Source organism: Pseudomonas sp. TH31 (genome assembly GCF_016650815.1).
GTDB lineage: Bacteria > Pseudomonadota > Gammaproteobacteria > Pseudomonadales > Pseudomonadaceae > Aquipseudomonas.
Genome location: NZ_JAEKEZ010000038.1, coordinates 203,754 through 217,868, shown reverse-complemented (window position 1 = coordinate 217,868; position 14,115 = coordinate 203,754). Strand labels below are relative to the sequence as shown.

Annotated in this window: 9 protein-coding genes; 4 read left to right on the top strand and 5 right to left on the bottom strand. The window is 60.0% G+C overall.

The annotated features are described in order from the left end of the window. Positions 1 to 256: 256 nt before the first annotated feature. From JFV26_RS31465 to JFV26_RS31455, 3 genes are read right to left on the bottom strand one after another with little or no spacing between them, the layout of a single operon-like run. Positions 257 to 1,063 carry a polyketide synthase dehydratase domain-containing protein gene (locus tag JFV26_RS31465; RefSeq protein WP_201197458.1) on the bottom strand — a complete coding sequence of 269 codons (807 nt, stop codon included), beginning with the start codon at positions 1,061 to 1,063 and terminating at the stop codon, positions 257 to 259. Next, positions 1,060 to 4,830 (bottom strand): beta-ketoacyl synthase N-terminal-like domain-containing protein, encoded by a 3,771-nt coding sequence (locus JFV26_RS31460; protein ID WP_201197457.1) that lies wholly within the window; start codon positions 4,828 to 4,830, stop codon positions 1,060 to 1,062. The genes JFV26_RS31465 and JFV26_RS31460 overlap by 4 nt, the downstream gene beginning before the upstream one ends. Continuing rightward, positions 4,827 to 5,765 carry a condensation domain-containing protein gene (locus JFV26_RS31455; RefSeq protein WP_201197456.1) on the bottom strand — a complete coding sequence of 313 codons (939 nt, stop codon included), beginning with the start codon at positions 5,763 to 5,765 and terminating at the stop codon, positions 4,827 to 4,829. The genes JFV26_RS31460 and JFV26_RS31455 overlap by 4 nt, the downstream gene beginning before the upstream one ends. Before the next feature lie 523 nt (positions 5,766 to 6,288). Here JFV26_RS31455 and JFV26_RS31450 point away from each other — a divergent pair. The 4 genes from JFV26_RS31450 to JFV26_RS31435 all read left to right on the top strand — a co-directional run bounded on the left by JFV26_RS31450 (position 6,289) and on the right by JFV26_RS31435 (position 13,451). Then, positions 6,289 to 7,722, top strand: a complete 1,434-nt coding sequence (locus tag JFV26_RS31450) for an MFS transporter (protein ID WP_201197455.1) — start codon at positions 6,289 to 6,291, stop codon at positions 7,720 to 7,722. Between the two features lie 253 nt (positions 7,723 to 7,975). After that, on the top strand, positions 7,976 to 9,220 hold the full coding sequence (locus tag JFV26_RS31445; RefSeq protein ID WP_201197454.1) for an exonuclease SbcCD subunit D C-terminal domain-containing protein: 1,245 nt from the start codon (positions 7,976 to 7,978) through the stop codon (positions 9,218 to 9,220). Beyond that, on the top strand, positions 9,217 to 12,858 hold the full coding sequence (locus tag JFV26_RS31440) for an AAA family ATPase (protein WP_201197453.1): 3,642 nt from the start codon (positions 9,217 to 9,219) through the stop codon (positions 12,856 to 12,858). The genes JFV26_RS31445 and JFV26_RS31440 overlap by 4 nt, the downstream gene beginning before the upstream one ends. Beyond that, positions 12,855 to 13,451, top strand: coding sequence for a glutathione S-transferase (locus tag JFV26_RS31435; RefSeq protein ID WP_201197452.1), 597 nt, complete (start codon positions 12,855 to 12,857; stop codon positions 13,449 to 13,451). The genes JFV26_RS31440 and JFV26_RS31435 overlap by 4 nt, the downstream gene beginning before the upstream one ends. Positions 13,452 to 13,576: 125 nt before the next feature. Here JFV26_RS31435 and JFV26_RS31430 read toward each other — a convergent pair whose 3' ends face one another. Both JFV26_RS31430 and JFV26_RS31425 read right to left on the bottom strand, forming a co-directional pair. Next, a complete protein-coding gene (locus tag JFV26_RS31430; RefSeq protein ID WP_201197451.1) occupies positions 13,577 to 13,834 on the bottom strand; it encodes a hypothetical protein in 258 nt (85 codons plus the stop codon). Further along, positions 13,831 to 14,046 (bottom strand): hypothetical protein, encoded by a 216-nt coding sequence (locus JFV26_RS31425; protein WP_201197450.1) that lies wholly within the window; start codon positions 14,044 to 14,046, stop codon positions 13,831 to 13,833. Before JFV26_RS31425 ends, JFV26_RS31430 begins: the two co-directional genes overlap by 4 nt. Between the last annotated feature and the right edge of the window lie 69 nt (positions 14,047 to 14,115).

Genomic DNA, 14,115 nt, shown 5'->3' with positions numbered 1-14,115 from the left:
CAAGTGCCCTATCCGCTCGACGTTTTCGGCATTGAGCAGCAGTGACTGCGCATCGGGCAACCATCGCTTGAGCGCTTCGACAGTAGTGACCTGCCTGGCCGGAACCACGACCAGAATGTCACGCTCGATGCAGGCGCGACTGTCGGGCGCAAGCTTCGAACACTGCCACCGAGGTGCGTATACCAATGATGCAACCTGGGAGAACGGGAGAACGGGCTGGCTCATGTTTCACCTCCATATGAATATGATCTGCGCTTTACAGAAGAGACGGCTTGACGCCCAGGTCGCGAACCGATATCAGCGGTCTGCCGTCATGGCTGAGCACGCAAATGTCGGTTCGAAACTCAGTGTTTTTCTGGGTGGTGACCCAGTATTCATTCGTGTGGCTGAAGTCGATGGGGGCATGCAGCACCAGCGTGCCCAGCGAGAACGGCATCAGGCTGCCGCGCTCGGTGCCAATGGAAATGGCCATGCCCGATTGAAACGCGCAGTCCAGTAGATTACTGAAGCAAAATCCGGCGCCGGCCTGCCTTGAAAGCAACGCCAGGGACTGTTGCTCATGGATGCGCACTTCACTGATTTTTTTGAAGAACGGGCCGTAGTCGATCCCCATGCCGGTGAACTCGGCGTACACCTGCTGATGATTGAAATACCGGCTGAAGTGCAGCCCCAATTGCTCGCGAATACGTTGCCCCTGCGCAGGAACGTCCGTTTTTGCGGGCTCGGCGCAGAGGCAGCCCAGAGCATAGGTATGTTCCTGGTCACCCACGGTAAACGCCAGACGCTCATCACCGACCGGCTTGAACTCGATGTTCAGTCGCGGGGACGGGACGTTGCCAAGAAACGGCCGCAACCACAGACAGTCTTCCAGCGTGCTTGTCGTGAAGTGCGGAAAGAGCAGCTTCGCGGCATTCAAGACCAGCTCCAGATAACTCACGCCGGGCAAGACCGGTATCGAGCGCACCTGATGATCGCAAAAGCATGGATGATGGGGCGGCACGCAGAGTGTCGCAGCGTGGCCCCGGGCCTGAATGAAAGGGGCAAAAATACCCTCCCCGATCATCTGGCCGATTCCTGCGCGGCACGGTTTGGGCGTACCTGGTCAAACCAGTAGTCGCGCTCGTCGAAGCGATAAGTCGGCAGATGTACTCGTTGACCGCTTTCGCCCCGATGTAAGCTCGCCCAATCCAGTGTCTCGCCCTGCAAGAAGCATTCTCTAAGGGCTGACAACGCTTCGTGCCGGGGCAAGTCTGCGAGCAGCGATGCAGCAACGTCGCCATTGGCTTGAGCGGCCGCACGCCATGAGGCCGACGGCAGTGCCAGTTGCTGCACCAGATCGGCGAGACTGCTGGCCACCCAGGCCAATCTGAATTCCGCCTGGGCACGACCGCTGTTACACGTGTAGGCAACCTGCTCCAGGTCGAGGCGCGACGGATCGGTCTGCAATGTGTCGGTCAAAAAGTCCTTGAGCTGTTCACGCATGGCCTGCAAGGCTTTGTCGCTGGCAGCGGACAACGTCACCAGATAACAGGTGTGAAGATTGGCACATCGCTCACGGTGCGGCGCCTGGCCAACGACCAAATGAGCATTGGCGCCACCGAAACCGAACGAACTGATACCCGCCACCTGCGGCGAAGGCCACGGCCGTGTTTGGGTAAGGATCGAGAATGGCGACTGCTCAAGGTTGATCAGTGGATTCAACCGGCTGAAGTGATGGTTCGCCGTCAGGGTGCTGTGTTGCATGGCCAGCAGCACCTTGGCCAGCGACGCGGCTCCGGCGGCCGGCTCCAGATGACCGATATTGGACTTTACGGCCCCCAGCCAGACCGACTGCTCGGGCTGGTTCGGGCACAGTTCGCGCCAGGCGGCCTTGAGCGCATCAATTTCGATCGGATCGCCCAACAAGGTGCCGGTGCCGTGGGTTTCGATGTAACTGACCTGCGCGGCGAGGCCGGGACTGTAGACACGGGTCAACAGCGCTGCCTGAGCCGCCGGGTTAGGCGCGGTCAGGGAGTTGGCCCGCCCGCCATGGTTTTCACCGTGTGCCAGTATCACACCATGAATGGCATCCCCATCCTGCCGGGCCTGGCGCAAGGGTTTAAGCAAGAAACAGCCCACGCCTTCTGCGCGGACATAGCCGTCGGCAGACTCATCGAAACTGGCACAACGAAACCGCGGCGACATGAAGTTGCCGGCCTGCAGCCCCAGGGAAATCTGATCATCGGCAATCAGGTTGATGCCGCCCGCCAGCGCGACTTCACACACACCCGAAGCCAGATCCTGGCACGCCTTGACCAGTGCGCTCAACGAACCTGAGCAGGCGGTATCCAAGGTGAAGGACGGGCCGCGCCAATCAAAAAAACTCGACAGACGATTGGCCAGGATACTCAACGAGTTGCCGGGCAAGGTGTACGGAGTCGGTGACGTGGAGAACCTGGCCTGCAGCGTGGCGTAGTCGGCGCCTGTTCCTGCGATATAGCAGCCGGTTCGACTGCCGGCCAGGGCTTGCGGCGCATAGCCGGCGTCTTCGAGTGTGCGCCAGGTCGTCTGCAAGAGCAGGCGCTGACGCGGATCCATGTAGTTGGCTTCCAGCGGTGAAATGGAAAACAGCCGGGCATCGAATGCCTTGATGTTGTTCAGGAACCCGGCCTGAAGCGGCGCGGTAAAACCGGGACGCGAGGTACTGGAGATCAGGCTTCGATTATCCAGCAACGCCTGCCAGAACCCCGGTGCCTCAAGGTCTTCAGGCATCAATACGGAATAACCGATGATCGCGATCTGATCGTCCTGTTCAGTCAGGGCCGCTGGCTGCGGCGTCTCACGCGCCTGCTGGCGGTCGCCATCACTGTTTCGCGGCTGGCGGTCCGCCAGCTCTTCGCTGATGGCGGCCAGCGTGTTGAGGGCATAGAAACGATGCGGGGCGACACTCACCCCCAGCTCATCGAACAGCGCCTGCGACAACAGGTTGTAGGAAATCGAGTTCAGCCCCAGCCATCCCAGCGGCAGTTGTCGATCGTGGACATCCACCCCCAGGCAAGAAAGGATGATGGCCCGCACTTTGGCCTCGCGGCCCTCAGATTCGCAGGTTGATGACCCCAGCACTGAAACAGGCGTGACGGCGCCAGTGGGCAGGAGGCTCAGCAACGCCAGCGGTTCGCTGGCCAGGCGCCGCAAATCGACTTTGCCACTCGTGGTCAGCGGGATCTCCTCCAGGCGCAACAGAGCGGCCGGGACCATGTAAAGCGGCACGACTTTTTTCAGGTCAGCCAGGACGCGCGGCTCATCCACTGCATCGCCCTGCCCGGACCAGTAAAAGCTGCACAAGTGAGGGACGGTGCCGGAACGCACGACCGTGAACACCTCCACCGGCCCCAGCAACGCCGCGAGACGCAGGTTGATTTCGTCAAGTTCGATCCGATGACCATTGATTTTGAGCTGGCTATCGGCCCGCCCCAGATACGCCAACTGCCCCTCGCCGAAATGTCTGACCCGATCGCCGGTACGGTAGACCTTGCCCTGTATGCCGGGCACATCGATGAACGCGTTGCGGCTGTCGACATTCAAGTAACCCGGCGCCACGCAGGCACCGCTGATCAGCAATTCTCCTGTCTGGCCGTTGGCGACGGTTCGCAGGTGTTCGTCAACGACGTAGAAGCGACTGTTGAGTACCGGGCGGCCGAGGTAAATGAGATCGGGATCTTCGATGCGCGCGCAGGAAGCCCAGATCGTTGCCTCCGTAGGACCATAGACGTTGTACAGCAGGTGCCGGTCCCGGAGCAGGAACTGCGCGATATCAGCCGTCAACGCTTCCCCACCGCAAACAATCGTCAGCCTGCGGGGACAGGACCATCGGGCATTCTTGAGCAATCGCCAGGAGGCGGGAGTGGCCTGGATCACCGTGGCCGCCGAGTCATTGATGTGCCGGGCGAGTGCCGTCGCCGAGCGCCGAGTCTCATCATCGACAATTTCCAGTGTGCCGCCGACGACCAGTGGCTGCAGCAGTTCGAGGATCGAGATATCGAAACTGATGGGCGTCAATGCAAGGAAATGGTCTTCCTCACAGAACCCCGGTTCAAACGTCATGGCCATCAGAAAATTCGACAGGTTGTCCCGGGTGGGTGCAACACCCTTGGGCACACCGGTCGAGCCCGAGGTGAACAGGATGTAGGCCTGATCGCAGCCATGCTCCCGAAGCGGTTCCTCACTGACACTCGACAGCAGCGTGGCGGCGTGCGGCAACTCGATCACCCGCACGTCGGGATGACGCGCCTGTAAACCCGCGACATCCGCCTGTCCGTCGCTAAGCACAACCGCCAATCGCGTCGTGACCAGGATCGCATCCAGCCGTTGTTCCGGCAGTGCGCTGTCCAGGGGGATGAACGGGACCTGAAGCTTCAATGCGGCGAGTATCGACACCGGCAGCCAGGAGGAGCGTCCCAGCATCAGGCCGATACCGTGCTGCAGCGCAGCGCCCTCGACCACCGCTTGAATCTGCCGGGCCAGATACAGGGCCTGGTCCGACAATTGAGCATACGTCAGCACCTGTTGCGGCGACTGCACGGCGATTTTTTCCGGGCGCAATTGCACCTGTTCATGCACGCGTGCAACCACACTGTCGGCCCTGGTCAACGTCATTGCATCGCCGCAGGCCGCCGGGCGCAAGGGCTGGGCAAACTCGATGGCGTCGATGGCCGTATCGCCGTCACTCACGAAGCGATTCAACACCTGCATGAGGTTATCGGCCCACTGATTGACCAGGGCATCGGTCGCAAGGCTGCGGGGAATGTCGACACTCAGGGACAACCCCTTGGCATCGTGATGGAAATTCACCCCAGGTCATAGGGCCCCCCAGTCGATGGCGTTTCGATCAATTCGACCTTGAGCCCTTCCAGCTCAGGGCAGACGCTTGGCAACAGCCCCTCGGACTGATTGACCACGACGTTCAGGACCGGACGATTGCGATTCAGTCGCTCATCCGCCAGCCCCAGCAGCCTCTGGGGCGCAAGCTGTTGATGCGGCCTGACCGCTCGGCGCTCCTGATCCACGTGGCTCAGGTACTGTCGAGGCGACCAATCCGGGTGGTGCGCAATCCACAAGGGCACCAGGCTGGTGAAGCATCCCGGCGCACCAGGCTGCTGTCGAGTGTCGAGCGTATGCGCAATGCAGAGCCCTTCAAGGTCCTGATCATTGCTGTAGCGGGCGATGGTTATGGCTGTCGCGGCCACGATCAACCTGAACAACGTACTGTTCGACGCGGCGACAAAGGCCTGGAGGGCCGCATAGTCCGAGCCGCCCAGCGAGCGTCTGACCGTCAGGAAGGGGGATTCGCCTCGATGCGGCGTCTTGAGAAACGACAACGTCTGGCCTAGAGGGTATCGGCTCAGCCGGTCCTTCCAGAAAGCGACCGAGTCGGCCGATTGAAGGGCCGTCGCCTCAGGCGCAAGACAACGGGTACGTTGAGCCTCATCGACCGGGTCGGGCCGGACACGCGCCTGTCCGTAAAGTCGAGTCAGCATCGTACAAAATATCCGATAGCACTGCCCGTCGAAAATCAGATGGCTGAAGGTCAATCGAAGATGGTGGAGATGCTCCGAGTGCTTCGTCAGGGTGAAGCAAAACAGTCGGTTTTGCGGGAGCGAAACCGCAGAAGCAGGCAAAAGAACGGCGTCACTGTGGAGGGCACTTTCTACATATTCCAGTACATTTTCCGGCATCGCCGCCGGATAAACGTGAAGACCGGATTCTCTTCTAACAAATGTACTCAAGGCCGTTCGGTAATCGCGACATATCAAAGTATACAGCGCATCACCCAACACACTTGCCACTATATCGCCATGAAGTAGAAAGCCATATGACAGCCTGCAACCGGGATCATCCCGATTCTTCTCGATTCGGTCGAATATAAGTTCTTCATGGCAACTCGCGAGCCTGTGCATTGTATATCGGCCCTCCCGGCCATTCTTCGACGCCTTATTAAACGCCTAGTCCATAAATTCTAAAAACACATTCAAATACAATACGTTGCGGCGATAAAGCGAACTGAAATCCTTTGCAAAACATCAACTATTGGCGATGAGCCTACAACACCAAAATCGCAGGAAGCAACCCGACTTGCAAATATCAAATATTGGGCTACATTCACTGCGGAACCACTTTTCCGCACGTGTAATCTGTTTAAATATCGCGATATACGACTGACAAAACCTTCACCAAATTCCTACATCAGCCAATGAATCCGGTACTTCGAAGACTTACCACTCAAGCAACTTCCTACATGGATATATTTTTATGGATGATATAAGCACACGCTCACTGCCGCTGAGCCTGGAGCAGGACGCTTATCGCGAGAAACGCTGGCAAGCATTAATGATTGTCTGCCTGGCCACATTGATGATTGTGCTGGACACCACGATCGTTAACGTCGCGCTGCCCTCGATCAAACTGGAACTGGGCTTCAGCGATGGTTCGCTGGCCTGGATCATCAATGCGTATTTGCTGACGTTTGGAGGTTTCCTGCTGCTGGGCGGTCGTTTGGGCGACTTGTATGGGCAGCGCAATCTTTTTATCGCCGGGGTCACCCTCTTCACCCTGGCATCACTGGCCTGCGGCCTGGCCTCGACGCAATGGACCCTTGTAGCCGCGCGGGGTTTGCAGGGGCTCGGCGGCGCACTGGTCACCGCCACGGCGCTGTCGCTGATCATTCATTTGTTCACCGACCCGATCGAGCGTGCGAAAGCCATCGGCGCCTACAGCTTCGTGTGTGCTGGCGGCGGCAGCATCGGTGTGTTGTTGGGCGGCGTCCTGACCAACACCTATGACTGGCATTCGATTTTCCTGGTTAACCTGCCTCTGGGGATCATCGTTCTCGGCCTGACCCACCGCTTACTGCCGCCGGCCGAAAAAATCAACAGAGGCTCGCTCGATGTGGCCGGCGCCATCACGATCATTGCCGCACTGATGCTGGCGGTGTACGCGATAATGAATGGCAATCACGCCGGCTGGGGATCCACCCGGACGCTTGGCTTGCTGGCACTGGCGGCCTTGTTGTTCGTGCTGTTTTTAGCCATAGAAGTTCGCGTGAAGGCGCCTTTGGTACCGCTGCGCCTGTTCCGCTTGCGAAACCTGAGCACGGCCAACCTGATCGGTATCCTCTGGGCAACGTCGATGTTCGCCTGGTTTTTTCTGTGCGCCCTCTACCTGCAACAGGTTCTGGGCTATAGCCCGCTCGAAGTGGGACTGGCCTTTTTGCCCGCCAACCTGGTGATGGCCGTGTGTTCGTTGAGCCTGTCGCCGCGGCTGATCATTCGATACGGCATCAAGCCGCCGCTGGTCCTGGGCCTCGCGCTGGCCGCCGCCGGCCTGCTGCTGCTGTCCAGGGCACCGGCAAACGGTGACTTTCTGTTTGACGTCCTGCCGGGCATGCTGTTGCTGGGACTGGGCGCCGGGATGGCATTCAACCCGGTGCTGGTGGCCGCCATGAACGATGTGGACCCCAGTGAGTCCGGCCTCGCCTCAGGTATCGTCAACACATCCTTCATGATGGGCGGTGCGTTGGGTCTCGCCCTTATCAGCAGTCTGGCGTCCTATCATCGTGACTACCTTGCAGATACCGGACTTGCACCGCTTGATGCGTTGAGCGGCGGTTATGGCATGGCCTTTTTAGCGGGCGCTCTGCTTGCCCTCCTTGCCTCGCTGGTGGGCGCGGTGTTCATGCGTAAATGATCCCAGGCCCAAACGCAGCGAAACAGAATCGCCGCCCGGGCCCGGCAAAAAAACCGCAAACCTCGACCAATCACGGCGTTCGGCAGCCCCTCAGGGTCAACCCCCTCCCCTGTGGAGCGGCCGAAGGTCGGGGCCGCCTTCGAACGATCTTTTCTGCCCTTCTGCATTCCTCGCCTTTTGCCAGTAAACTCCCTGCCCTTTAGCCGCCATCATTTCCCACGCGGCCATCACCTTATTTCCTACGGAGTACGCCTTGCGTCTGTTCCACACCTCCGACTGGCACCTTGGGCAGAACCTGCACGGCCAGGACCGCGATTTCGAGCACGGTTGTTTCCTTGAATGGCTGTTGCGCCAACTGAAGCTGGACCAGCCCGATGTGCTGCTGATCGCCGGCGATATCTTTGACACGGTCAACCCGCCGGTCACCGCCCAGGAACGCCTCTACGACTTTATCGTCAGCGCCCACGAACAGCAGCCGTTGCTGACCATCGTGATGATCGCCGGCAACCACGATTCCGGTTCGCGGATTGAACTGCCCGCGCCGTTGATGCGGCGTCTGCGCACTCACGCGTTGGGCCGGGTGTTGTGGCTCGATGACGGTCAACTCGACGCCGAGCGCCTGCTGCTGCCGCTGCCCGATGCCTCTGGCGAGATTACCGGCTGGTGCCTGGCGCTGCCGTTCCTGCGGCCTGCCGAAGTGACCGGCGCGCATTTGGGCGACAACTACTTGCGCGGTATCGGCCAGGTGCATGAATGGCTGATCGAGGCGGCGAACGCCAAGCGCCAGCCGGGCCAGGCCTTGATCGCCATCAGCCATGCGCACATGGCCGGCGGTTCGGTGTCGGAAGATTCCGAGCGCAGCCTGATCATCGGCAACGCCGAAGCCCTGCCCGCCAGCCTGTTCGGCCCGAGCATCAGCTATGTCGCCCTCGGGCACTTGCACAAGCCGCAGAAGGTCAACGGCGAAGAACGCATCCGCTACAGCGGTTCGCCGATTCCGTTGTCATTCTCCGAGATCAACTATCCGCATCAGATTCTCGACATCACCCTCGATGGCGAAACCCTGGTCAGCGTCGAACCGAAACTGATCCCGCGCGCGGTCGACCTGCAACGGGTCGGCCCTGCGCCGCTGGCGCAAATCCTGCTGAAACTGGCCGAGTTGCCGAACATCGACCTGCTGGAAGATATTCAGCGCCAGCCGTGGCTGGAAGTGCGGGTGCGCCTCGACGAACCGCAACCGGATCTGCGCCACAAGGTTGAAACCGCCCTGCAAGGCAAGGCTGTGCGACTGGTTCGAATTGCTGCCGAATACGCCGGCAACGGCGGTAAAGAGGGCGCCGATGACGGCACCACGCTGATCGAACTCGATCAACTTTCGCCTCAGGAGCTGTTCAGCCGCGCCTGGCAGGACAACTACGGCAGCGAGGTCGATGAACAAACCCTCAAGGACTTTGCCGAGCTGTTGCAAGACGTGCAGATGGAGAGCGAACAGCCATGAAGATCCTCGCGATCCGCCTGAAAAACCTTGCCTCGCTGGCCGGGCCGTTTGAAATCGACTTCACCGCCGAGCCCTTGGCCAGCGCTGGATTGTTCGCCATCACCGGGCCGACCGGCGCCGGCAAAAGTACCTTGCTCGATGCATTGTGCCTGGCGTTGTTTGGCACCGTGCCGCGCTTGATAAATGCTCAGTCGACTGCCAAGGTCCCGGATGCCGAGGGGGAAATCGGCACTGGCGACGCGCGAACGCTGTTACGCCGCGGCACTGGCGAAGGCTATGCAGAAGTGGATTTCGTTGGCATCGATGGCCGTCGCTATCGAGCGCGCTGGGAAGCCAATCGCGCTCGAGAGAAGGCCGGTGGCAAGCTGCAAACAAGTCGTCAGAGTTTGCGGGACATCGATCAGGATCAATTGCTGGCGAGTCAGAAAACAGAATTCAAAACCCAGCTTGAAGCCGTACTGGGCCTGAACTTCGAACAGTTCACCCGCGCCGTGCTGCTGGCCCAGAGTGAGTTCAGCGCCTTCCTCAAGGCCGACGACAACGACCGCAGCGAACTGCTGGAAAAACTCACCGACACCGCGCTCTATACCCGTTTGGGTCGGCGGGCGTTCGACAAGACCAAAGAGGCTCGCGAAGCCCACAAGCTGTTGCAGGACCAGGCCACCGGCGTCACGCCGTTGTCCCCCGAAGCACGCGCCGAACTGGATGAACGCTTCAACGAAGCCCGGCAGCAACTCAAGACCCAGCAGGCGCAACTCAAGCAGCTTGAGCAGCAACACACCTGGCTCAAAGACCTGCGCCAATTGCAGGACGAACAACAGAGCGCCACCGAACAACTGCAATCCGCCCAGCAGCACTGGGAAAGTCTGGCCGGCGAACGGCTGAAGCTGACACGCCTGGAGCAACTGGCGCCGCAGCGGCATCAATTTGCGCGCAAGGCTGAACTCACCGCGCAGCTCACACCGCTGGCGGCGCAGATTCAACAACACACGCAACAGCAACAAGAACTGAGCGAACGCCAGACTCAACTTGAACAAAGCCTGAGCGGCGCCCACACCGCATTGACCGAAGCGCAAAACCAGCACAGCGCCGGTGCGCCGTTGCTGCGCCAAGCCTTTGAAGAGCAAAGCACCCTCGCCCGTCTGGGACGTGAGGCAAGCCTGAGTGCCGACCTCAAGCAGCAGGCTGAACTGGCCTGCACCCAGGGCCAAAGCACGATTCAAGGTTTGCTCGATCAGCAACAACAGGTCACCGAACGTTTACAGCGCATCGCCGCCGAGCTTGAGCAAAGCGTTCACCTGGCGCCATTGAGCGAGGCCTGGAACGCTTACCGCGATCGCCTGCAACAGTTGATGCTGATCGGAAATCGCCTGAACAAAGGCCAGGCCGAACTGGCTGCTTTGGAACAGGGCGCCACTCGCGCCGCCGAAGAACTGGCCGCGCAAAAGCAGAATGTGGAAGTGCTCTACAAAGAGGCCGGCGCCGAACCCGAAGCCGTGGCCGAACAGATTCAACTGCTGAGCACGCTGTTGCAGGACAACCGCAAGCAGTTGCGAGCGTTCGAAGAACTGACGCGGCTGTGGGCCAGTCAGCAGGAACTGGATAAACGTGGCACCGAGCTTCAGCAGCGTCAGCTCGCAGCCCAGCAAGAGCGCGAGCGTCTTACCCAGGACGGGGTGAAAACCAAGGCCGAACTGACCGTCGCCGAGCAGACCCTGACCGTCACCCGGGAGCTGCTGGAGCGCCAACGCCTGGCCCGCAGCGAAAGCGTCGAGGAACTGCGCGCACAGTTGCAGGACGATCAGCCGTGCCCGGTTTGCGGCAGCCCGGATCATCCTTATCACCAGCCTGAAGCATTGTTGCAAAGCCTCGGCCGGCATGACGAAAGCGAACAGGCCAACGCCCAGCAAGCCGTTGACCTGCTGAAGGAAAAACTCACTGATCTGCGGGCCGAAGTCGGCGGTTTGATTGCGCAGCAAAAGGAGTTGCTGCAACAGCAGGAACACCTCGCCACCCAGCAACAGAGCCTGGCGCCGAGTCTCGAAGCGCATCCGCTGTCGGCTCAGTTGCTGAATCAGGACCTCGCCAGGCGCGATGCCTGGCTCACGCAACAAAACAGTCAGTTGAACCAGAGCATCAGCCAGGACGAGCAACGCCAAACCGCCCTGCTCACCCTGCAACAGGATGCTGCGCGGCTGGCCCAGCAACTGCGCAGCGCCGAAACGGCGAGCCAGCAAGCGACCCAGCACCTGAGCCATCAGCAGCAGGCGTTGAGCGGTGATCGCCAACGCCTGGACGAAGAACTGACGGCGTTCAGCACGTTGCTGGCGACCGATACCCTGGAAGCGTTGCGTAACGAACCGGCCGCGACGTTCATGCAGCTCGACCGGCAGATCGCCCAGCGTCTGCAACAACTTGATCAGCAGCGTGATGAACACAGCGAACAGCAACAGCGCCAACAGACACTGGAGAAGGAGCAGGACCGTCAACTGACTCGCGCCCAGCAACTGGACACCGCCAAACAGCAGTTCACGGTGCAGGCTGAGCAACAACAGGTTTGCCAGCAGAAACTGGGGCAATTACTCGGCAAACATACGAGCGCCGAACAGTGGCAGCAGCAACTCGACCAAGCCGTCGAACAGGCGCGTCATGCCGAAGCGACGGCCAATCAGGAACTGCAAACCGTACGCACACGGTTGGTGCAACTGGCCGCTGAACTCAAGGCGCAGCAAGAACGTTCACAAGCCCTGGAGGCTGAAGACCGCGAGTTGAGCACCCGGATTGCCGACTGGCGTGCGTTGCATCCGGAGCTGGACGACGGTGGGCTGGAAGCATTACTCAGTGTTGACGAGCAACAGGTCAGCGAGCTGCGCCAGCAATTGCAGCACAGCGAAAAAGCCATCCAGCAGGCCAAGGTATTGTTGCAGGAACGCGACGAGCGTCTGCTCAAGCATCAAGCCCAACACAACGGCAACCTCGACGCCGAACAACTGGCCTCCGCGTTGACGGAACTGCAAAACCTGTTTGCCGCCAGCGAACATCGTTGCGCCGAACTGCGGGCTGAACAAGCCGAGGATCAGCGCCGGCAGAACGCCAATCAGGCCCTGGCACAGCAAATCGCCGACGCCTACACCGAGTTTCAGCGCTGGGCACGCCTGGATGCCTTGATCGGTTCGGCCACTGGCGATAAGTTCCGCAAGATCGCCCAGGCCTACAACCTCGACCTGCTGGTGCATCACGCTAACGTGCAGTTACGGCAGCTGGTGCGGCGCTATCGCCTGAAACGCGGCGGCAGCATGCTCGGTTTGTTGGTGATGGACACCGAGATGGGCGACGAACTGCGCTCGGTGCATTCGTTGTCCGGCGGCGAAACGTTCCTGGTGTCGCTGGCATTGGCGCTCGGCCTGGCGTCGATGGCCTCAAGCACGTTGAAAATCGAATCACTGTTTATCGACGAAGGCTTCGGCAGCCTCGACCCGGAATCCCTGCAACTGGCCATGGACGCCCTCGACGGCCTGCAGGCGCAAGGACGCAAGGTTGCGGTGATCTCTCACGTGCAGGAAATGCATGAGCGGATTCCGGTGCAGATTCAGGTCCGCCGCCAAGGCAATGGCCTGAGCACCCTGGAGGTGAAATGACCACGCTCTATTCCTTCCGCCGCTGCCCCTACGCCATGCGTGCGCGCATGGCCCTGCATTACTCAGGGGTTGAGGTGCAGGTTGTCGAAGTCAGCCTGAAGGCCAAACCTGCGCAGATGCTCGCACTGTCGAGCAAAGGCACGGTGCCGGTGCTCGACGTTGATGGCCGGGTGATCGATGAAAGCCTGGAGATCATGCGCTGGGCGCTGGCACAAAACGATCCGCAGGATTGGCTGCTCAAGGATGATTCGTTTGCGGCGTTGTGGATGGACAAACTGATCGTGGGCAACGATCAGGTGTTCAAGGTTCATCTGAATCACTACAAGTACGCCGAGCGCTATCCCGAGCAGCCCATGGAATTTTACCGGGCCGAGGGTGAGAAATTCTTGAGCCAGCTCGAGGAGATGCTGGGGCGCAACGACTACTTGCTGGCCAACCATCCGTGTCTGGCGGATGTGGCGCTGATGCCGTTCGTGCGACAGTTTGCGCACGTGGATCGGGAATGGTTCGCGCAGACGCCGTATGTACGGTTACAGGCGTGGCTGCAGCGTTTCATCGATTCAGAGCTGTTCACCGCAAACATGAAGAAGTGAGCCATCCGTAGGAGCTGCCGAAGGTTCGGGCCGCGTTCGGACGATCTTTTGATTTTGCTTTTCAAGATCAAGATCAAGATCAAAAGATCGCAGCCTTCGGCAGCTCCTACACAGGGTTCGGTGTATCAGGCCAACACCGAGCACATCCCCAGCGCCGAGCAATCGACCTGGAACGGTCCGAGGAACTCGGCGCGGACTTTCTGCGGCGGATTCCCCACCAGCAGCCCCAAGCCCTTGGCAGCCTGAATATTGTGGGCGATGGCGTGGTTGCATTCGATTGAACGCGCCACCGCCCCCGCCGAGCCCTGCCCGACTCCCAACAGTGAAGCGCCATTGGTCATGAACGCCAGGAAGGCGACGACCCAGAGTTTGCGTCCTTTCATGCGCCGACCGCTCCCAACACATCGCCGTGATCGACCACCGCATTCTGTAGCGCGCGGTGTTCGAACTGGATGGCGGGATAGGCGACTTGGATCGGCGCCTTAAGGTCTTGTTGCGATTGAGCCGAGAGGCTGACAACCAGCACCATGGCCACGTAAAGACCGATGGCCACATAGGCGCCGTGTTTGGCAGAAGTGAGGATTGCGCTGGCCATGGTGTTCTCCGTGGGCATGTTTCAGTGCCCACAGGATCGATCAAAAACCCGGGCCAACCACTCAGGGTT